Source organism: Achromobacter sp. Root83 (assembly GCF_001428845.1).
In the GTDB taxonomy this organism is placed as follows: domain Bacteria; phylum Pseudomonadota; class Gammaproteobacteria; order Burkholderiales; family Burkholderiaceae_B; genus Achromobacter.
The window spans coordinates 1-20,769 of sequence record NZ_LMIU01000006.1 but is presented as its reverse complement, the minus strand read 5'-3'; the positions used below and the strand labels follow the sequence as shown (position 1 = coordinate 20,769).

The following is a 20,769-nucleotide window of genomic DNA, read 5'->3' as shown; positions in this document are numbered from 1 at the left end:
CGGAACGGCGCTCATCGGCCGGATACACCGCACTGTCTTCCCAGTCTTTCCAGTAGAATTTGGACATAAAATGAACAATACAGGAGGTATCGAGAATCCTGGCGCCCCCGGCCTGGTGGGGTTGACCACAAGCTTAGCCCCCCAGACAGCTCCGATTGACGAGCATCAGGAACCCCCAGGCTCGATTGATTGCATATTGGATGCCCGATCCATGAGCAAGCCCCCGTCTGATCAGGATGTGCGGATTATCGTCGCCGATGATCACCCCGTCGTATCCCTTGCGCTTGCCGATTCGCTCAACGAGATACCAGGATTCAGCGTGGTCGCCACGGCCCGGTCCGGGCTCGAGCTCATTACGGCAATCCAGAAACACCCCTGCCACCTTATCGTGACCGACTTCTCGATGCAGTCCGAGTCCGCGGACGAGGACGGGTTACGGCTCATCGAGCGTTTGCAGCGCATGTTTCCGCAGATCCCGATCGTCGTGTTCACCATGCTCACGAACAGCGGGATCCTCAACCAGCTACGGCAGGTGGGTGTGGCGGGCATCGTCAGCAAGGAAGAACCCATCGACGATCTCGTCGCCATCTGCGTCCGCGCGCTGACCGAAAAGGGGCCTATCCTGTCGACCAGCATTGGCAAGCGCCTCAGCCACAATGATGTGACGATGGGCGGGAGCAACCGGACGAAAGGACTGTCTCCGAAAGAGCTTGAAGTGGTGCGGCTGTTTGCACTGGGCCTCTCCGTGACCGAGATCGCGCGCCGCCTGCACCGCTCGGTTGCCACCATCGGAACGCAGAAGCAATCGGCGATGCGCAAGCTCAACATCGAGACCAACGCCGAATTGCTCAGGTATGCGGACGAGCAAGGCTTCTCTTGAGCGGTTTTCGCGGCGTCCTACCAGCGGTAGGTCACGTTCAGCATGCCGCCGTACCCGCGCTGATTGCCGCTGCCCATCTGGCCGGACACCTGGCCAGTGATGTACAAGGACTCCCCCACCCTGCCTTCGGCGCCGAGTTTCAGTTCGGCCGCATTGCGCAGCGGCTCGGCGCCAAAGGTGGCCGAGCCTATGTCGACCTGGGGATTGCCGGTGCCATGCAGCCAGTTGGCCTCAAGAAAGGGATGCACCGCGGGTTCCGCCCCGGCCTTCCCCAGCGGATAGAGGCGCGCGCCCACCCGCGTATGCACTGAACCCGCGTTGCCGCTTTCCAGTTTCATGCTGGGCAGGACCGCGTCCTTGGCGCCGTATTGGCTGTAGGCCAGTTGAACCTGGGGTTCCACCACCATGGCGGCCAAAGCCGAATCGGACGCGAACGGCTGGAAGGCGTATCCCGTTTCCACGGAAGCCGTCCAGGTGTTGGAGCGGTAGCGGGCGGATCCTAGCTCGCTGTCGATGTCGTTGGAGTAGCGGCCAACCTGCAGCCAGGTGTCCGCGTAGGCACCCAGCCGGGTCGCGTCATTGGCGTACGCCGACGCGTACACACCCGCCGCATAGCCGGTCACCTTGCCCCGGGCATCCGCGCTGACCTTGCGGGCCGGCAGCGTCAAGCGCGAGGTGGAACGCACGCGGGCATCGCCGTACCCAGCCATCACGCCGGCAACGACAAGCCCGTCTTCACCCAGCGGCGCCTGCAGCACGTCGCCGCCGATCTGGACGACGCTGCCGTCCGTGTCGACCTCGACCTTGCCTTCGGTCATGCGCAGGTCATTGTTTCGTCCGCCTTGGGCGCGCATCCACAGCGCCGTGCCCGGTCCGACCTTGGCGCCGGCGCCAGAAGGAACCCGGGCCGCCGTGCGGTCACGCAGGCCATGCATGAACATCCGTTCCGCCGCCAGCCGGTTGCCGACGTAGGCGCCGCTCTCCGGCGAGACGTTGGTGATGGTGGAGCCGCCCGGCTCCGGGGATTTCGGCAATTCGGGTCCCGGTTCGCCTTCGCCGCCGGGCGTATACGTGGACGTCAGATACCAATCCGAGGCCGCGCCGCCAGCGCCGCCACGCGCCAGACTGTAGTCATAGCCATTCAGCGCGACCGTATCGGAACTGGCGCGGTACCCGGTCGATCCCGGGTCCAGGCGAAAGGCGTCGGGTGCGGTCGTGCCGCCGTTGATCGCCTCCACCAGGCGGATGCCCCGCGTGGTCTGACCGCCGGACCCGCCCGCGTTCACGACGCGCATGCCGGTCGAGCCCGAGGCGGATCCCCCGTCGATCACCAGTTTGTCGCTAGGCGAAGCGTCGTCGCCGAGCTGGGTGTTCATGACCAGCGTGCCGCCGCCCACATAGTCCTTGACCGTCAACGTCTTGAAGCCCGAATGCGCATTCGGCGCAACGAACCGCACCGTGCCGGCATTATTCAGCGTGTCGAGCGTGGAATCGGCCCGCACATTCCAGATGCTGGCGCTGTCGGTCGACAAGCTATCGATGTTGCCGGCGCGCGAGACCAGCGCGCCGGTCAGCACGCTTGCGTTCCTGAGGCGGATATCCACCGTGCCGCTATCGGCCACGACATCGCCCGTCATGGTCGAGCCGCTTGCGTCCACCTGCACCTGGCCGGTCTGGATCACCGTGGTGACGCCACCGCTGGTGACGTTGACCGCGCGGGTCTGGAGGAACACGCCGGCGCTGTCGTCGCCGCCCGTGCGCGTCATCGCCTGAGTGTCCGACAGCGTGAAATTATGGTCCCCCCCGCTGGCGAGCAGCCCGACACCGTCCTGGGTGTCGATGCGGGTTCCGTTGGTCAGCAGCAGATTGTTGGTGATGCCGGTGGCGGTCACGTAGCTCCAGACCCCATGGGCGCGGTTTCCTTGAGTCTTCAGCAGCGTGCTGTCGAGCGTGACCGACGTGCGATTGCTCATGGCCAGGCCGGACGCGTCGGCGCCCAGGGTATTGATGGCCGAGCCCGTCGCCGTGAGTTCCGTGCTGGTCCCGCTGGCAAAGAGGCCGTAGGCGGTCGCGCCGGCGGTATCCACCGTGGCGTTGGTCAGCGAGAGGCTGGCGCCCGACATGCGGACCAGTGCGCCCACGGAACCGGCGCCCGCGGTCTTGATCCGGGTGCCGGTGGCGGCCACGGTTGCGGTGGTGCCGTACTCGCGGGACACATAGAGCCCGTGCGCGTTGGCGCCACGTGTTTCGACCGACCCGCCCTGCATCGAGACCTGCCCCGCCCGGTTGTCGATGCCCACGCTCCAGGAATCTATATCGACATTCCTGGCGACGAGCGAGGTGCCGACGGAAGGAAGCCACACGCCTGTCCCCCAGCTTCCCAAGGCGGATATGGACACATTTTCCAGCGTGGCCGAAGAGCCCTGCGCATTGATGTTGACGCCATAGCCGTTTGCGGCGCTGAGCCTTGCATCGCGGATGACGGCGGAGCTGCCGAGGGAACCGGTCGAGGTCGCCAGCAGGACGGCGTCACCGGCCGAAGCGATGGAACCTCCCTGCATGGTCATCGCCGCGCTGTCCACGCGTACGCCTATGCCGCCGCTGGAGGTCACGTCGGTGTCCTTGAGCGACAGCGTCGAACCGGCGCCGCCCACGGTCATGGCGTTGCCGGTTGAGGTCGCTGCGTTCACGTCGATCAGTTCGGCGCGGGCGCCACCGTAGACATTGACCGCATAGCTGTTGTTGCCCAGCGCGTTGATATCAAGCGATTTGGCGGTAATAAGGGAATTTGCGCCCGACGCGTAGAGGCCGGAGCTGATGATCCCGTTGACGGCGACGCTGCCGCCTTCGAGGGCGACCTTGCCTCCGTCGAGCACGTAGACGCCGTGGGAGGCCGAGCCTCGCGTGGAGATATCGGTATCGACGGCGGATATGGCGCTGCCGGCGCCCGACGCGTACAGGGCGTGAGCGCCCTGCCCCGCGCCCAGGGTGCTGACGCTGCTGTTGGTCAGGTCCACGGCGCCGCCCAGGCTGGCCCTGACGGCCACGGTGTTGGGGGCCGTCGCGCCGCCCGCGGTAATGCGGATGCTGTCTCCCTGGACCCCGTTGCCCACGCTTGAGACGTTGACGGCGGTCCCGGATCCCGCATGCGTGACGGTAGATCCGCTGTCCAGGGTCAGCGTGGTCTTGACCACGGGATCCGAAACGTTGATCTGGCCGAGCTCGGCGGCCAGGGCGGCGGCGGGAAACCAGGGAACGGCCGCAGCCAGTACGCCGACCATGATCGGAGTGAGATGCAAATGCATGGCGAAATCCTTGACCCTTGAATCAGGCCCGCCAACGCAACTCGCAAATCACCGGCAGTAACGCACAGCCTTACGTGAACCGCAGCCCTGGCATGACACATATGAAAGAGAGGTCTCATTCTGGTCAGGGCGCAAGAGCGGCAACATCATAGGATTACTAATCGGGCGAACCCCCGACAAATATCAAATCCCCGGCGAGCGCGGCCGTGGCAAGGGCCTGCATCGGAGTATTCAAATGCGGGCACTTGATGCGGCCACACAAACGCGAGTACTCAAACGCGGGAGTTCAAATGGGGATAGGCGGCGAAACAGGAGCGGCTATGGCGCGGTGTCTTCCGGCGCCTTGGGCGCCTCCTGGATCGCGATCAGGCGGCGGGCCAGGTCGCTGAACTGCTGGTCCCGGGATGTGATCTGTCCGAACAGATCGTCGGCTCGCGTCTGGGCGGCGGCCAGACGTTGCGCCAGATCCGCTTCACTGCGCCGGCTGGCCTGCAAGGCTTCCTGGGCGGCCGCGGCCTCGGCTTGCCGTTGGCGCGCGTCCGCCAGCGCCTGTTGGCGTTGGGCCTGGGCGTCCTGCTCGGCCGCGCGTTGTTGCTCCTGGGCGGAGGCCAGGGCCTGGCGCAATTCGTCGGCCTGCTGCAGGCCCGCGGCCTGCAATGCATCCAGCCGCGCCTGCAGGCGCTTGACCGCGCCGCGCTCGGCATCCAGCTCGTTGAGCCACCGGCGTTCATGGGCGGCGTGGCGGGAATCCAGCGCGGCAAGCGCCTGCGCGTGCTTGTCCCGGGCCTGGTCGGCCTCGGCCAACAGAGTCTGGATGGCGCCCTGGGCGTCGGCCAGATTTTCGCGCGCGGCGGTCAGTGCCTTGTCACGCTGGCGCAACTGGGCTTCGGCGGCCTGCAGGCGTTCTTCGGTTGCCGCAAGTTGCGCGGTGGCGACCTTCAGCCCTTCCTGCAGATCGCGCTCTCTGTTCAGCAGTTGCGCCTCGCGTTGCTGCAATTGTTCCGCCTGAGCGGCAAAACGTTCGCTTTCCTTGGCTAACTCTTCCCAGCGCTGCTGGTAGGCCTGCGCCTGCTCGGCCCGGGCGGCCGTCAGGGCGGCTTCCCAGAAATGCGCCGCCGCCTGGGCGATGGGATCGGGAATCTCTGGTGGCGCGGCGAAGGCGCGGGGGTCTTTGATGCGGGCGCCCAGGGCCCGGAACCAGGTCTCGAGGTGCGGACTGACCGTATTGGGAGAGCCCCGGCCGATCTTCTGGCGCACGCGTTCGATGGTGGGCCGGGCCCCTTCGAGCAACAAGGCGTCGGCGGCGGCCCAGACGTCGGTTTCGGTGATTCCGGTGGCCATGGCGTGGATTCCTTCTACGATCCGCGATAATTAGTGACGATAATGGAATCTTATCGTTATTAAACCTGCATGTATGTTCTATATCATACAGCATACGTAATAAATAATACATTCTGAATAAAGGGACCGCACCGTTGGCCCTAGAATCCAGTTATCCGATATGAGCCGTCCACCCAGAATGCAGTTGAAATTGCTGGCTTCCCTTCCCTTGCTGGATCCGCGCATGCTGGACACGCAGGCCGACGCCGCGGTCCGGGGACTGCTGCGCGAAGGCAGTTCCGCCAACACGGCGGCCAGCTACCGCGCCGCCATCCGGTACTGGACCGCCTGGTTCGAACTGCGCTACGGCCAGGCCTTTGCCCTGCCCCTGCCCGAGGCCGCGGTGATCCAATTCATCGTGGACCATGCGCAGCGGTCCACGGAGCACGGCCTGAAATGGGAGCTGCCCCTGGCGCTGGACCAGGAACTGGTGCGCCTGAAGGCCAAGGGCAAGCTCGGCGCGCCCAGCCTGAATACCCTGCAGCAGCGCCTGTCGGTGCTATCCAAGGCGCATGAATTGCTGGGACATCCCAACCCCTGCCGCGGCGCCGCGGTTCGAGAGCTGCTGGCCCGGACCCGCCGCGCCTATGCCCGGCGCGGCGTCGCGCCCGCCAAGAAAGAGGCGCTGACCCGAGAGCCGTTGCAAGCCATTCTTGAGACCTGCGACGATACCCTGCGCGGCCGGCGCGACCGCGCGCTGCTGATGTTTGCCTGGGCCAGCGGCGGGCGCCGGCGGTCGGAAGTCGTGCGGGCCACCATCGAAAACACGCAGCGCACCGCCGAGGGCTTTCTGTATTCGATGGCGCATTCGAAGACCAACCAGACGGGCGCGAGCCGCGCCGATGACCAGAAGCCGATCGTCGGCGCCGCGGCGCAAGCGCTGGAGGCCTGGCTGGCCGCCAGCGGGATCCGGCAAGGCCCGATCTTTCGGCGTGTGCGCCGGGGAGACGTTATCGGTGAACCGCTGGCCGCGGCCGCGGTGCGGCGCATCGTGCTGGAACGCTGCCAACAGGCGGGACTGGACGGCGAGTTCTCGGCGCATAGCCTGCGTTCCGGATTTGTAACCGAAGCGGGCCGGCGCAACGTGCCGCTGGGCGACACCATGGCAATGACCGGCCATGCCAGCGTAGCGACCGTCATGGGCTATTTCCGGGCCGGCGCCGCCGCGCGGTCCCCTGCCGCGCGCCTGCTGGACGAGCCGGGCGAGCCGGGGCTATAGGAACGCGCCTGTCCTGCCGTAATGGTGGCAGCGACATTACAATCATCGCGCTCCGTCACTATGCCTTTCCTGCGTTTTTCTGGATTTTCCGCTGTCCGGCTCGCGCGCCGGTCCCACTCCTGTCCGCCCTGATCCCATGCGAATCCATCTACGCGGGCTAGTGCTTGCGCTTACCGTTTTCAGCGCCATCGCCGCCACCGCGAACGCGCTGTACGCCAGCTATCGGGTACAGCGCGAGCAATTGATCGCCAACACCCTTGAGGCGAACCGGGTCTATGCCGCCAAGCTGGCGGAAAGTACGAACAGCTTCCTGAAGTCGGCGCAGCAGCAATTGGGCTATAGCGCCCGCCATATGCCGGAGATGATCGGATCCCCCGAGCGGCTTACCGCCGAAGTGATGCGGGTGCAGCAACAGACGGACAGCTTCAACTCGGTGGGAGTCGTGCGCGCCGATGGCACGATCCTGGCCACCACGCAGAATTTCCGCAACTTTCTGGGCACCCAGGTCGACACGCCAGGCAGCCGCGCTGCGCTGCAGACCAGGCAGCCGACGATTACCAAGCCCTACGTCTCCATCGCCGGCAATTTGCTGATCAATCTATCGCACCCGATTTTCTCCAACGATGGCACCTACCTCGGGTATGTCGCGGGAACGATCTATCTGCGCAACGAAAGCGGCCTGCAGGATCTGCTGGGCAAGCACCACTACCACGACGGCTCTTACCTGTACGTGGTGGATAGCGATGGCCGGCTGATTTACCACACCGATCCTCGCCGGATCGGTGAAATGGTGCTCGCCAATCCGGTGGTGGCCGCGGTGACCAAGGGGGTCGCGGGCGCCCTGCGCGTGATCAACACCCAGGGCGTGGACATGCTGGCGGGCTATGCGGCGGTGCCGATCAGCGGCTGGGGCGTGGTGGCGCAGCGTTCGGCCACGGTCACGCTGGAACCCATACGCGATCTGATCTGGGCGCTGCTGGGCTACGCGGCGCCGCTGGCCCTGGCGTTTCTGCTGGCCATCTGGTGGTGTGCCCGCATGATCTCCCTGCCCTTGTCGCAACTGGCCACCAACGTCGAACACCAGGACGTGGCCGTCGCCATGCAGCGGGTGCAGTCCGTGAAAGCCTGGTACTTCGAGGCGGAACGCCTGAAGCGCGCGGTGATCCGAAGCTTCACGAGCCTGCAGGAGAAGATCGGCAAACTGAATCTGGCCAGCATCACGGATCCGCTGACTGGCTTGCGCAACCGGCGCGGCACGCAGGACGCGGTGGATCAGATGCAGGCGTCGGGAATGCCCTTTTCGGTGGTCGCGCTGGATATCGACCATTTCAAACGCGTCAACGATACCTACGGGCACACCGTGGGCGACGAAGTGATCCAGGCGATGGCGCAGGTCATGCGCGAATGTTCTCGTCCGTCGGACGTTCTGGGCCGCACCGGCGGCGAGGAATTCCTGATCCTGTTGCCCGGCGTGGGGGCGCAAGAGGCCACCAACGTGGCCGAGCGCTTGCGCGCGCATGTGGCGAAGCGCCCATTGCGCGGCGCCAACCATGTCACGGTGTCCGCCGGCGTGGCGCAGTGGCCCTCGAGCGGGCCAAATGTCGATGAGGCGTTCCGGGCCGCCGACGCCGCGCTGTACGCCGCCAAACAGCAGGGACGCAATTGCGTCGTGACGCACCAGGCATGAGTTCGCGCGCCCGATAAAAGCGCAATTCTTTGCCGCGGACTGCAATGAACCGTATTGCAGCGACATAGTCGTGCCTTGCTTTGCTGCAATTCGAAGAATGCCGGGAATGCAGGGCCCAGCGCCCCTGTAATTACAGTATTCTGCGCAGCCGAGACCCCGCATGGACCTGCTTGCCGAGTATGTTGCGCCCCGCCGCCGCGCCGAAATCCCTCGAACGCCATTTCATGACGCTTGCCGCTGGGGTACTGTTGCTGGTGGCGGTGCTTGCGGGCATTCTGCTGTTCCAGAGCTGGCGGTCCCACGGCGCCGCGTCCGAGGCCGGGCAGGCATTTGGATCGGTGCGCGCGACCGTTCGGGTCATGGAACTGGCGTCGGCGGAACGTGGACCCATGAACGCGGCGTTCGGCTCGGCGTTGCCCGTGCCGGAAGACATTCTTGCCTCATTGCGCGCGGCCCGTGCCCGCACGGACGCCCGGATCGACGAACTGCTGGCGTTGCACTCTGCGCCTGTTGGCCCCGATCAGGATAGCGAGCGTTCGGAGATCCAGCGCATCCGCCTGGCGCTGACCGCCGCGCGCCAGCACGCCGACCTGCGCATCGCCACGCCTCGAGACCAGCTATCCGGGCAGATGCTGTGGCAATCCGTCGCCGGCATGGTGAGCATCATCCCGCGCTTGCAGGCAAGCATGGCCGCCAATGCGGGGCTCGTCATGCGCAGCGAGGCCAATGCGCCCAGCCTGTTGTCCCTGGCCCTGCTGGCAAGCGAACTGCGCGAGCAGGCGGGCTTGCTGGGGTCGACCTACACCCCCGCGCTGACACGCCGCCGCAAGCTGACGCTGGAAGAGCAATTCCGGATCGAGCGCGTGCTGGGACGCATCGACGAACTGCGGACGCTGATCGACGCCCGCATGGCGACGCGTCCCGACGTGCGCGCCTCAGGCGCATATGCGCGCTTGGAGCAGCGCTACTTCGGCGAGGGCCTGGATTATTTGTCGCGGGTGCGCGATCAGACGTCGCGGCAATCCGCCGAGGCGCCGGTTTCCACGCAGGCGCTGGCCGCCGCCTATGTGCCGCTCATGGACTCGATCACCCAGTTCCGCGATGTGCTGCTCGACGAGATGGAGCGGCATATCGAGGGCCACAGGATCACCGCCGCGCGGCTGCTGGCGATCACCTTGGGAGCGACTGCCCTGCTGGTGGCAGCCCTGGCGTTGGCGCTGGTGCAATTCCGCAAGCGGGTGATCCAGCCCTTCGCCCTGGCCACGCGCATCATCGGGTCGATCGCCAGCGGCGCCGCGCCGGCGCGGATTCCGCCAGGCCGCTATCACGGCGAGGTCGATGGAATATTCAAGGCGCTGCGGGTACTGAAAGAGAATTCGGCGGTGAAGAATCGGCTGGAGGCCGAGCGCGACCGCCTGATCGCGGACCTGGCGCGCACGGCGGAAACCGATTTCCTGACGGGCCTGCTCAACCGGCGGGCGTTCGAAAGCCGGTTCGAGGCGGCGCGCGCCGATTGGGACGAGGCGCAGCCGATGCTGGCATTCATCCTGTTCGATATCGATCACTTCAAGATCATCAACGACACCCACGGGCATGCCAGCGGCGACCTGGCGCTGAAGGCCGTGGCGGAGCTTTGCCGCAACACCTGGCGTCAAGCGGACGTGGTGGCGCGCGTAGGGGGCGAAGAATTTGCCGTGCTGTGCCGCACGCGCAATGCAAAGCAGGCGATCGACATGGCCGAACGCCTGCGTACCCGTATTTGCGCGGCGTCCGTCACCGCCGAGAATGGCGCCGCATTCACCTTGACCGCGAGCTTCGGGGTGGCCTGCGTGTCGTGGAGCCACGCCGAATCCGCGGGAGCGATGTTCCGCGCCGCGGACGAACTGCTCTATCTGGCGAAGATGAATGGGCGCAACCAGGTGCAGCAGCGCACCTTGGGTTGAACGAGCCTTATGCCTTCAGGCGGGAGGCTTCTGCCTTCTTGGAAGAATTGGCATCCGCGGGGGCGGTGTCGCGATCGGATTTCTTGTCCGCGTCGGGCGCCTTCCAGTTCAGCGGGGGGATCTCGAAGCTTCCCTTCTTGGCAGCCAATTGATGAGACATGAGCGTGTTCCTATTCAGGGCGCATGGCTTCCCCCGCCCAGACACCGCGCACAGGATTCAAGCGTGCCATGAATACTGTGGATGCGGGGGAGCATTCATACGGCGGCAACGCCAGGACAAGGTTTTCATCAGCAGGTTTTTGGTATTAGTTTTAATATTATTTTGCTGATAATTGAACGATTTTAGCATAATTTTGCTAGAAATAGCCAGCATGGATAGAAGTTGTGCTATAGGCCCCGCCCGTAGCCCCTATCCGTGGCCGTCGGCCGGGCGCAGGAAGCAGGTGCGGAGTGCGCAAGCCTCTCTTATAATTAATATCCATTCTCATTCAGTCCACCGCCCCGTCTTCCGCCGACACGCCATGATCGAATCCCCTCCCCCTCCGCCAGCGGATTCGATGACGGCGATGTACACCAGCCACCATGGCTGGTTGCTCGGCTGGCTGCGCAAGCGGCTGGGCAGCGCGGCGGACGCCGCCGACCTGGCGCACGACACCTTTCTGCGCGTGCTGCTGCAGGCGCGCGGCGACATCCGCGAACCGCGTGCCTTCCTGTCCACGGTGGCCAACGGCATCCTGGCCAACTTCTATCGCCGCCGCGATGTCGAGCAGGCATTTCTGCGCAGCCTGGCCAACCTGCCCGAGGCGCAAGCGCCTTCGCCCGAGACACGGGCGATCGTGCTGGAGACGCTGGTGGAGATCGATCGGCGCCTGGACGGGCTGCCCGCGCCCGTGCGCCGCGCGTTTCTGCTGGCCCAGGTGGACGGCATGAAGCAATCCGAGATCGCCCTGGCGCTGGGCGTGTCCTTGCCCACCGTGCAGCGCTATGTGGCGCGGGCCTTGCTGCAGTGTTTCTTCTGATGGCGGCCCCGGGAGTGTTGCCATGAACGCCGCCGAACCGTCGCGTTTTGCCCCCGCCACGCCGATCCCGGAGGCGGTCGCGCGCCAGGCCGTGGACTGGTTCGTCCGCCTGCGCGCGGACAAGGTCAGCCCGGACGTGCGGCATGGCTGGAGCGCCTGGATGCAGGCGGACCCCGAGCACGCCCGCGCCTGGAGCCATCTGCAGCATTGCGCGGGCGATGTGGCCGGATTGTCCTCGCCCTTGGCGCACGCCGCGTTGTCCCGGCCGGCCGTGAGCGGCCGCCGCCGCTTCATGACGTCCGCTGCCTGGCTGGCGGCCGGCGCCGGCGCGGCCTGGTGGGGCGCGCGCACCGAGCCCTGGCAGCCGCTGCTTGCCGATGCGAGCACGGGCGTGGGCGAACAGCGGCGCATTACCCTGCCGGACGGCTCGCGGGTGCTGCTGAACACCGATAGCGCCATCGACATAGCGGCGGGCGGCGAACGCCGCATCCGCCTGGCGCGCGGCGAAATCATGGTGGATGCCGTGCGCGCGGAGAGCGCGTCCGCGCAGCCGCTGCCGTTTGTCGTTCAGACCCGGCACGGTGAAGTGGCAACGCCTGGATCGCGTTTGGCGCTGCGGCTGGAGACGGCACGCAGCGTCGCCCATGCCCTGACCGGCCCGTTGCTGCTGACGCCCACGGACGCGCCGGGCAAGCGGCGCGAACTGGCCGCCGGCCAGCGTGCCGCGTTTACCGCTGCCCTGGTCGATCTGCCCATGCCCGGCTCGGCCAGCGATCAGAGCTGGATCGACGGCGTGCTGGCAGCGCATGACATGCGCCTGGACCAATTCCTGATGGAGTTGGCGCGCTACCGCCAGGGCGTTATCCGCTGCGATCCGCGCGTGGCCAACCTGAGGGTGTCGGGCGTGTACCCGCTGGGCGACACGGACAAGGTATTGGACACGCTGGCGCTGACGCTGCCGGTCCGCCTGCGTTCGATCACGCGTTACTGGATCGCTTTCGGGCCGCGCGAGGGCGTGGCGTGAGCCTGCCTTCGGATTTTTTTGATTTTTGGCATTCCGGGTGATGGGTTTTTCGATCTCGCGTGGCATAGGAGCTGAAGTCCTATCGCCACTCCCAACGAAACCGAGAACCCGATGAACCATTCCTACCCCACGAGCCGGCACGCGCGGCGTCCGGCACTGCGTGCCCTGGCCCTGGCGCTGAGCCTTGCCGGCACGATGCCTGCCGCCCTGCTGTTTCCCGTCGCCGGCCACGCGCAAGCCGCTGTGGCCACTTACCGGATTCCGGCGGGTTCGCTGGCCGATGCCTTGGAGCGCTTCGGCCGCGAGTCGGGGCTGATGCTTTCCTACGCCGCGGAGGATGTCGAAGGCAGGCAAAGCCCTGGCATCAGCGGCGCGTACCGGCCCGATGAGGCGCTGGCCTTGCTGCTGTCCGGCACCGGCCTGGCCGCGCAGCGGCTGCCCAATGGCAGTTATGCCTTGCGGCCCGCGGCACCCGGCGCGGTGTCCACCCTGGCGCCGATCGAAGTGGCTGGAAACGCCCTGTCCAGCCGCGCGTGGGGCCCGGTGGATGGCTTCGTGGCGAACTACAGCATGACCGGCACCAAGACGGACACGCCGTTGATCGAAACGCCGCAATCGATCTCGGTGGTGACGCGTGACCAGATGACGTGGCAGGCCGTGCAGAAGACCGAGCAGGCGCTGCGGTACGAGGCCGGCGTGCGCGCGGAGACCGCGGACGATCTGCGGCACCAGAACATTTCCGTGCGGGGCTTCAGCGTGGCCGCGTCGAACCAGGGCATCTATCTGGACGGGCTGGCGCTGGCCACGCGCTATTACGGCTCGTATGACGTCAATCCCTATGCTCTGGAGCGCGTCGAGGTCTTGCGCGGGCCCGCCTCGCTGCTCTACGGGCAGAACCAGCCCGGCGGCATCGTCAATCAGGTCAGCAAGCGGCCGACGGAAGCGCCGTTGCGCGAAGTCGAGTTCACGACGGGCGACCCGGGCCGCGCGCAGGTCGGCTTTGATTTCAGCGGACCGGCCACCGAAGACGGGCAATGGCTGTACCGCCTGACCGGCCAAGGCCGGAATGCCGATACGGAAGTGGACACCGTGCGCGACAAGCGCGCCTTCATCGCGCCGTCGTTCACCTGGCAGCCCAGCGCCGCCACGCATTTCACGGTGTTGACGAACTTCCAGCGCATCCGTGCCGGGTCCACGGACCAATGGCTGCCGTCGGTGGGCACCCTCACCCCCACGCCGTATGGCCGGATTTCGCGCAGCTTCTTCTCGGGCGAGCCCGATTTTGACCGCTACGACAAGGACCAGTCGATGCTGGGCTATCTGTTCGAGCACAAGTTCAACGATAGCTGGACCCTGCGCCAGAATGCCCGCTACAACCAGAACCGCACGCACTACCGCGCGCTGATCTCGGAGCTGGGCTGGGGCACGCTGCCCGACGGCGAGCCGGACTACCAATCCTTGCAGCGCTACGCCTTCAGCTCCGAAGAAAAGGCGCGCACGCTGGCGCTGGACACGCAACTGCAGTACCAGGCCAGGACGGGCGCGTTTGCCCACACCGTGCTGATGGGGCTGGACTACCAGCAGTCCAGCTTCGACACCCAGCTTGGATTCGGCATGGACGGCGTGCCGCCCATCAATCCGTTCGATCCCGTCTACGGCTACAAGATCGACGAACCTCCCATCTACAACGACACCTTTCAGCGCATGCGCCAGTTGGGCTTGTACGCGCAGGACCAGGTGAAGATCCTGGACAAGGTCGTGGTGACAGCCGGCGGCCGCATGGACTGGTCGGAAGCGAGCACCCGCAACAACCTGACCGGCACCCGCACGCAGCAGAACGACAATGCGTTCACCGGCCGCATCGGCATGGTGTACCTGGCCGACAGCGGATTGGCGCCTTACGTCAGCTACGCCACGTCCTTCCGTCCGCAAGCGGGAACGACCTTCGCGGGAACACCGTTCCGGCCGACCAAGGGCGAGCAGTACGAAGCGGGCGTGAAGTTCCAGCCCAAGGGCCAGGACAGCTTCGTCACCGCATCGGTGTTCCAGATCGAGCAGCGCAACGTGCTCACGCGCGATCCGGACCACCTGAATTCGCAGGTGCAGACCGGCGTCGTGCGCTCGGAGGGCTTCGAGCTGCAAGGCAAGGCGTCCCTGGCGCGCAACCTGGACATCGTGGCCGCCTACACCTACACCGACATCAAGACCGTTTCCAGCAACTATCCGGAGCAGGTCGGCAAGGTGCCTTTCGCCGGCGTGCCCAAGCACATGGCATCGCTGTGGGTGGACTACACCATCGACACGGGCGCGCTGGCCGGGCTGGGATTCGGCGCGGGCGCGCGCTACCTGGGCACGACGTTCAGCGACCTGGACAATGCCGTCAAGGTGCCGGCCGTGACGCTGGCCGATGCCGCGATCCGCTATGACCTGGAGCGGGCCAGCCCGTCCATGAAGGGCGCGAGCCTGAGCCTTAACGCGTCGAACCTGTTCGACAAGCAATACGTGGCCTCGTGCAACAACGTGAACCTGTGCTTCTACGGGCCGGGACGGGTGGTGCTCGCCACGCTGCGCTACAACTGGTGATCGCCGGCGCTTGACGTGGAAGAATGGTCGTTCTACCATCTGCGCATTGCAGATAGAACGATCATTCTCCATGTCCGATTCCCCGCCTGTCTCCCCCGCGGCCTCCCCGTCCGCCACGCAGGAAAAACTGCTGCGCGCCACCGAGCATCTGATCTACAGCGGCGGCATCAATGCCACCGGCATGGATCTCATCGTCAAGACCTCGGGCGTGGCGCGCAAGAGCCTCTACAAGCACTACCCGACCAAGGAAGCCCTGGTGGCCGCGGCCTTGCAGGCGCGGGACGAGCGCTGGATGCGGTGGTTCGTCGACGCCACCTCCGCCGCGCCCACGCCGCGCGGACGCCTGATGTCGATCTTCGACGCGCTGCGGGAATGGTTTGCTTCCGAGGGATTCCGCGGTTGCGCCTTCATCAACGCCGCGGGCGAGATCGGCGACGCGGATAGCCCGATACGGCAGGTTGCGCGGCTGCACAAGGAACGCCTGCTGGCCCATGTGCTGGCGCTGACACAGGCCGCGGGCCTGCCCCAGCCGCACGAACGCGCGCGCCAGTTGCTGGTGTTGATCGACGGCGCCATTGCCGTGGCGATGGTGTCCGGCGATGCATCCATCACCGACAGTGCCGAACGCGCGGCCGCTACGCTGATCGCCGGCGGCCCCTGACCGGAATACGCCCCTGGACACTTCCCCTGTCTTTCCCTCCCGCCAGTAAACGAGACCCCGCCATGACATCGACGACTGAAGTCCGCCCGCCCCTCCCTCCCTTCACGCACAAGAGCGCCGTGCAGAAGGTCCGCCTGGCCGAAGATGGCTGGAACAGCCGCGACCCCGACAAGGTGGCGTTGGCCTATAGCGTGGATACCCATTGGCGCAACCGCGCGGAGTTCGTGAAGAACCGCGACGAGGCGCGCGCCTTCCTGGCCCGCAAATGGGCGCGTGAACTGGATTACCGGTTGATCAAGGAACTATGGGCGTTCACCGATAACCGCATCGCGGTGCGCTATGCCTATGAATGGCATGACGATTCCGGAAACTGGTTCCGGTCGTACGGCAACGAGAACTGGGAGTTCGGCGAAGACGGCCTGATGATCAACCGCTACGCCTGCATCAACGACCTGCCCATCAAAGAGACGGACCGCAAGTTCCGCTGGCCGCTGGGCCGCCGTCCGGACGATCATCCCGGCCTGTCGGACCTGGGGCTGTAGCGCGACGCGGCCACGAGTTGCTGGGCCTCTCGCAAGCCCTGCTCATACGTCAACAGTACGTTCCTGCCGCTCGTGCAGTCGAGATTCGTGGCCGCCACGGGCACAAGGGGTTGTATGTAAACGGCTCCTTCATGCGCGAATACCTGAGGCAATCCAGGTTTGTGACGGGTGAGCAACACCAGCGCGCGGAGCCCGCCTGCCTGGCAAGGCGGGCGCGGGACGCTGTCGTAGAACCCCCCATCAAGAGCAGGCGAGCCCGCGATCCGATATGCCGGCGTAACCGGCACGGCGGCGGCCGATGCGAGCAGCCAGGAGCGGGCATCGCTCACGTTGCTGCAGGCTGCCAAGTCGAAGTACTGCGCCCGGAATCCAAGGCAATGCGGCAGCCTTGCGTGAAACCCTCTGAGCCAGAATTTTTCGCTCACGTACAAAAGCAGCGCCAACGAGGCAGAGGCGGCCAATGGCAAGAGCGGGATGGGACGGGTTATGCCGACCTCTACTTGCAGCCGGTTCCGCCGAATACAGTCCAGGCTTCCCGCATCCAGGAAACTATCGATCCATCTCGAATAAATGCCCGGCAGGACGAAGGGGCGCCTGACGGATAGAAGATGGCGCCATTCCACATTGCGCGGTGTGGCATCGAATTGGGCGACGGCGTCCCGCAACGCATCTTCGATACGGCCACACGCATATGCCGTCGCGATGGCGGCGCCCGCGCTGACGCCGATGAATCGTCGCGGAAGCCAGCCCATACCCTGGCAAAGGGCGCCGACCAGACCTGCCTGCCACCAGCAACGGTTACCGCCTCCTGCGAAAACCAGCGTTTCGAAATTGCGCGTGCCCAATTCGCGGGGATCCAGTGGGGTAATGCGTGCGCGATTCATCAATACGCCTGTGGAGGAGTCCATCGCTCCGTCGATGTATCGTTCGCGGGCCGGTATATGCTCCACGCCGGCGATGGGCTTGTAGTTCCCCACCAATTTGCTGGCCTTGCTGGGAAGCACGCCGTTCCGAGGACCTGCGCCATGGAGTCCTTGGGAACGAGCATCACTGCTTTTTGACCGAATCTGACAGATCCAATGCGGGCCCGTCAGCAATAAATGCATCAAGCGCCCTGCGATCCGCCTCGGCTTGCTCGCTGGAAATTTTTGGTGGAGCGATTGCTTTCGTTGGCGGCAATGTCAAAGCAACTGGACGTACTCGTACGCTTGACACGACGGCGTCCCATATTTCAAAAAATTCTGCCTCGGTGGGGGTGTTTTGATCACCTTTATGTGTGGAAAACGCTCCCAAAGGTGAAGGCTTTTCTAGGGTTTGAAACGTTGTACCCATATTCAATTCAATGCTCGGCATTGGAGATGGGAACCCGCGCCCAGGGAATTCCCAAAGCCCTCCAACATTGGTTTCAAATATGCCGCCGTTAATTCCCTGCGTGCCCCCCATAACGAACTCTTCGCCGGGAAGGAGATCGCCCGTCCGCAGCGCTGCACGGTATTTCCGGTTGCCGGCAACAACCCCCGGTTCCGAGAGCAATTTTGCGACATAGCCTGCGATTTCTCGCGCGGATTGGTTGCGCCGCTCGAGCATTGATTTACGTGCGCTCCACACCTTCGAATGCTGGATGACTAATCCCAGATTGCGTGGAAGTTGGAATCCCCAGGTGATTTCTTCTCGTTCGGTGGGGTCGTAATACCCAGCAATGAAAGCCCCATCCACACACAAACCGGGTTCGTTCGGGATTTGGTCTGCCTCTCTTGCACGCATCCGCGCCATCAATTCGACTATTTCTTCTTGGCTGTCTAATTGCGGGCCAATCGTTATCATGGTGCCGGAAAGCCAAATTGCACCCTCTGTTTCATAAGAAATCCGGTTCGCCCATATGCCATGAACATCAGGTGAGTTTGACTGCCGAAAGTCGTAGGCGAAAACAATGCTATCCGCAGCGGGCCTAAAACTGTGGGGTGCTTGAGGTATGGCTACACTGTGCAGAATTTTCAACGCCAGTATTTCTGCCCAACGTCGCTCCACACGTGCAGCGTATTCATCGCGGGAAACTCCCGTCGTGACAGAGAATGACAGATCGCCAACCCTCCCGCCATTAGTTTTGGATTTCCATACGGACCCGTCGGGCAAGTCAATAAGTATACGACCTACACATTGAGTGCGCATATGCTGCGTCAGTGAAGACATAGGATTTGTTCGGTTTGGATGTGCGAGGAGCCAGCGCGAGTGTCCGTAAAATCCGGCACTGGTAGCAACTATCAATAGGAAGGCAATACTTAGATGACGACGATTCATTGGTGTGCCGTAGGCGGACGGGATCTATCAACACTGCAATTTTTGCGCTGTAGCGCCGATGCGCAACAGCGCGTAAAGCGTTACTTCTTTCACTCTCTCGTCTTTGAATGAATCTTGATGTCCGTAACCCTTCATTTTGACCGCAAAGCGCGCTTTATCTGTCCCATGTTGGGCGGAATGCAGCGGCACGGTGCTGTCCCCTGCCTGATCTGCGACCTGCAGATCGGCCATATGCCGATCATTGAAAGTGTCATGTTCTACATCGATGCCATACTGCTTGATTCTTGATATCCGACTATGGCTATTTATCATCATCACACGGCCTTCGTAATTTTCTGATGTCAGGCGCAGGCTTAATGCCTCCACTCCGCTTAACTGGGGGCCTGCCGTCGCGCGTCGCCCAGCAATACTAGAAGGTGCAATGTTCTGGGTGAAGCACCAAGTTATTGTATTGAACGCTCGTTTGCCCTCATCGCCGCCGTATGTGGCATAAGTATTGGGATGATAATAATCTCCGAGCTTGTCATGAAAGCTCTCAGCATCCTCCACTTTTTTCTTGTAGTTCTTCCAAGCAAGGGCGACCGAAGGACCAGGGGTTCCTCGAGGGGGATCCTCATCCGCGGGATCAATCCAGAGCGGGTCCATAAGCCTCCACCATGCTTGCGTCTCAAGATAGATTTCGCTGTAAGGATTCGCGGCGGGTAATTGGAAGAGAGAGTCGCCATGGTTTGATTCCGCGCGTAGCCAGCCAGCACCGTAACGCCGATTCGGCAGCAATTCCAACGGACCCGCAGCATTTGCGAAGATTGGCATAATTTTCTTGCCCGTGCCGCCCAGTCCAAGTGCACCAAGGAAATCCTCCCACCCAGCCCTTACTCGTCGGTATGCGGTCGCCGCTCCCACAGATGGCTGCACACTGTGAACAATGCCCTGAACTAGTTCCGGATACTGTTGAGCAAAACGGCGCGCCACCAACCCGCCCATTGAATGTGTCAGCAGGATCACTCCATAATCACAGGCCAGACTGAGGCTCTCTTTACAGTAAGACAGGATGGCATTGATACGGTCATATAGATGATCAGCCGAACTTTCGCTCGAGCGCAGCCAGTTGTAACCCACAGCAAAAACCGGATATCTGAACTTGGCGGCAGCCTGCAGAGCTTCTTTATCCAGCGGTACGTATGCCCCTTGAAAATCCCCCCAGTGTGAACTGTCGACTGGAACGACCCGATCGGTGGTCGCCGGCATCGGTTCGCCCTGCGGTGTGACGATGGCCGATAGTCTGACCTCAAGAAATTTCAATATTTCACCGTAGGAATCCAGCGAGACTGAACCCCAACCTCTTCGAAAGGCTTCTTCCAAGGGAATGGAACCTCGCACAAACTTCTCCACTGTTCCTCGGTGTGCTTCGTCTGTAATCTCGAGGGGGCGTGTTTCATTGGGATTCAGCAGCCGCTTACGCTGGGCGGGGCTTAACGAACTGTAGCTCGACCATTTGGTAATGCCAGCCACCCACCCTGAAGGGTCATCCGGAAACCAAGCCCATATGTTCTTATCGTCGATAAGGCTCGCGGCGCCGCCAGTGGCTATTAACGGACTGCCCATGATTCCCGGCAAGAATATGATCGGAATGGCCTGATCCGGCGGTGCTTCCACATGACAACGCATCAGATTTGAAGTTGGACTCATCGTCACATGCGCGACTGGGTTGCCATCGCGGCCGACGTGGGTCTCAACCTGTCGTGTCTGTTCGTTCATTTCATGCCCTCTTTATTCGCCGCGAAATCCAGCGATTTATTTTTTGGATGATTCTTCGAGTTCAGGTATTCGGACCAAGCAAATGAAACGAGTAGCCCGCCACGGTCAACCCGCGTTGCAACTCCGCCCACCCGTCTCCGTCCGTGACGCCTTCGATTCGTGCGCCGTCGGCATGGACAATGGCATAGCGATAGTTCGGCACGGGCTCGCCATTCCGTACCACACGTACCCGTTCGTCGAAGTCGGAATGCGACCAGCTGTTGGCCTCGACCGAAGCGTAAGAAGGCCCCTCGAGGTTGTGCGAACCTGCCTTGACGGTGAACTTCCCAGGCATACCCAACTCGATGTTGCCGCCTGCTATCTTGATATAGGCCCCGCCACACAGCAGCGTGATGTGCTTGTCGGCCGAGACCAGCACGTGCTCATTGCTGGCGCTCAGTTCGACGCTCCGGTCGGCCTGCAGGCGGATG

The 20,769-nt window shown here is 63.6% G+C and carries 16 protein-coding genes; 9 read left to right on the top strand and 7 right to left on the bottom strand.

Annotated features, from left to right (window positions below; all coding sequences use genetic code 11):
- Positions 1-211 precede the first annotated feature (211 nt).
- Positions 212-880 (top strand): response regulator transcription factor, encoded by a 669-nt coding sequence (locus ASE30_RS08320; RefSeq protein WP_057283837.1) that lies wholly within the window; start codon positions 212-214, stop codon positions 878-880.
- 17 nt (positions 881-897) lie between these two features.
- Here the strand turns inward: ASE30_RS08320 and ASE30_RS08315 are convergent, their stop codons facing one another.
- Entirely contained in the window at positions 898-4,185 is a 3,288-nt protein-coding gene (locus tag ASE30_RS08315; RefSeq protein WP_057283836.1) for an autotransporter outer membrane beta-barrel domain-containing protein, read from the bottom strand.
- A 318-nt stretch (positions 4,186-4,503) separates the two neighbouring features.
- Entirely contained in the window at positions 4,504-5,526 is a 1,023-nt protein-coding gene (locus tag ASE30_RS08310; protein ID WP_057283835.1) for a DNA-binding protein, read from the bottom strand.
- Between the two features lie 178 nt (positions 5,527-5,704).
- Between ASE30_RS08310 and ASE30_RS08305 the strand changes: the two genes are divergently transcribed.
- The 3 genes from ASE30_RS08305 to ASE30_RS08295 all read left to right on the top strand — a co-directional run bounded on the left by ASE30_RS08305 (position 5,705) and on the right by ASE30_RS08295 (position 10,414).
- A complete protein-coding gene (locus tag ASE30_RS08305) occupies positions 5,705-6,784 on the top strand; it encodes a site-specific integrase (protein ID WP_057283834.1) in 1,080 nt (359 codons plus the stop codon).
- Between the two features lie 136 nt (positions 6,785-6,920).
- Positions 6,921-8,471, top strand: a complete 1,551-nt coding sequence (locus tag ASE30_RS08300; protein ID WP_057283833.1) for a sensor domain-containing diguanylate cyclase — start codon at positions 6,921-6,923, stop codon at positions 8,469-8,471.
- 224 nt (positions 8,472-8,695) lie between these two features.
- Positions 8,696-10,414, top strand: coding sequence for a diguanylate cyclase (locus ASE30_RS08295; RefSeq protein WP_235515221.1), 1,719 nt, complete (start codon positions 8,696-8,698; stop codon positions 10,412-10,414).
- Between the two features lie 7 nt (positions 10,415-10,421).
- Here ASE30_RS08295 and ASE30_RS29245 read toward each other — a convergent pair whose 3' ends face one another.
- On the bottom strand, positions 10,422-10,574 hold the full coding sequence (locus ASE30_RS29245; protein WP_200964408.1) for a hypothetical protein: 153 nt from the start codon (positions 10,572-10,574) through the stop codon (positions 10,422-10,424).
- A gap of 361 nt (positions 10,575-10,935) precedes the next feature.
- Here ASE30_RS29245 and ASE30_RS08290 point away from each other — a divergent pair, with 361 nt between their 5' ends.
- The 5 genes from ASE30_RS08290 to ASE30_RS08270 all read left to right on the top strand — a co-directional run bounded on the left by ASE30_RS08290 (position 10,936) and on the right by ASE30_RS08270 (position 16,243).
- Positions 10,936-11,433 carry a sigma-70 family RNA polymerase sigma factor gene (locus tag ASE30_RS08290; RefSeq protein ID WP_057283831.1) on the top strand — a complete coding sequence of 166 codons (498 nt, stop codon included), beginning with the start codon at positions 10,936-10,938 and terminating at the stop codon, positions 11,431-11,433.
- Between the two features lie 22 nt (positions 11,434-11,455).
- Positions 11,456-12,457: a FecR domain-containing protein gene (locus ASE30_RS08285; protein WP_057283830.1), complete on the top strand. Its 1,002-nt coding sequence runs from the start codon at positions 11,456-11,458 to the stop codon at positions 12,455-12,457.
- Positions 12,458-12,568: 111 nt separating this feature from the next.
- Positions 12,569-15,040 (top strand): TonB-dependent siderophore receptor, encoded by a 2,472-nt coding sequence (locus ASE30_RS08280; protein ID WP_057283829.1) that lies wholly within the window; start codon positions 12,569-12,571, stop codon positions 15,038-15,040.
- A gap of 70 nt (positions 15,041-15,110) precedes the next feature.
- The gene (locus ASE30_RS08275) at positions 15,111-15,701 is read left to right on the top strand and encodes a TetR/AcrR family transcriptional regulator (RefSeq protein WP_057283828.1); all 591 of its coding nucleotides are present in this window, start codon (positions 15,111-15,113) and stop codon (positions 15,699-15,701) included.
- Between the two features lie 62 nt (positions 15,702-15,763).
- Complete coding sequence (locus tag ASE30_RS08270) at positions 15,764-16,243, top strand: DUF1348 family protein (RefSeq protein ID WP_057283827.1); 480 nt, start codon at positions 15,764-15,766, stop codon at positions 16,241-16,243.
- Here the strand turns inward: ASE30_RS08270 and ASE30_RS08265 are convergent.
- From ASE30_RS08265 to ASE30_RS08260, 4 genes are all read right to left on the bottom strand, one after another.
- Positions 16,213-17,247, bottom strand: coding sequence for a patatin-like phospholipase family protein (locus ASE30_RS08265; protein ID WP_057283826.1), 1,035 nt, complete (start codon positions 17,245-17,247; stop codon positions 16,213-16,215). The two genes, ASE30_RS08270 and ASE30_RS08265, sit on opposite strands and share 31 nt — an antisense overlap.
- A 43-nt stretch (positions 17,248-17,290) precedes the next feature.
- Positions 17,291-18,433 (bottom strand): T6SS immunity protein Tli4 family protein, encoded by a 1,143-nt coding sequence (locus tag ASE30_RS28905; RefSeq protein ID WP_156407582.1) that lies wholly within the window; start codon positions 18,431-18,433, stop codon positions 17,291-17,293.
- Positions 18,434-18,568: 135 nt separating this feature from the next.
- Positions 18,569-20,299, bottom strand: coding sequence for an alpha/beta hydrolase (locus tag ASE30_RS28445; protein ID WP_082601510.1), 1,731 nt, complete (start codon positions 20,297-20,299; stop codon positions 18,569-18,571).
- A 61-nt stretch (positions 20,300-20,360) separates the two neighbouring features.
- The coding region (locus tag ASE30_RS08260; protein ID WP_057283825.1) for a DUF2345 domain-containing protein at positions 20,361-20,769 on the bottom strand (409 nt) is incomplete at its 5' end.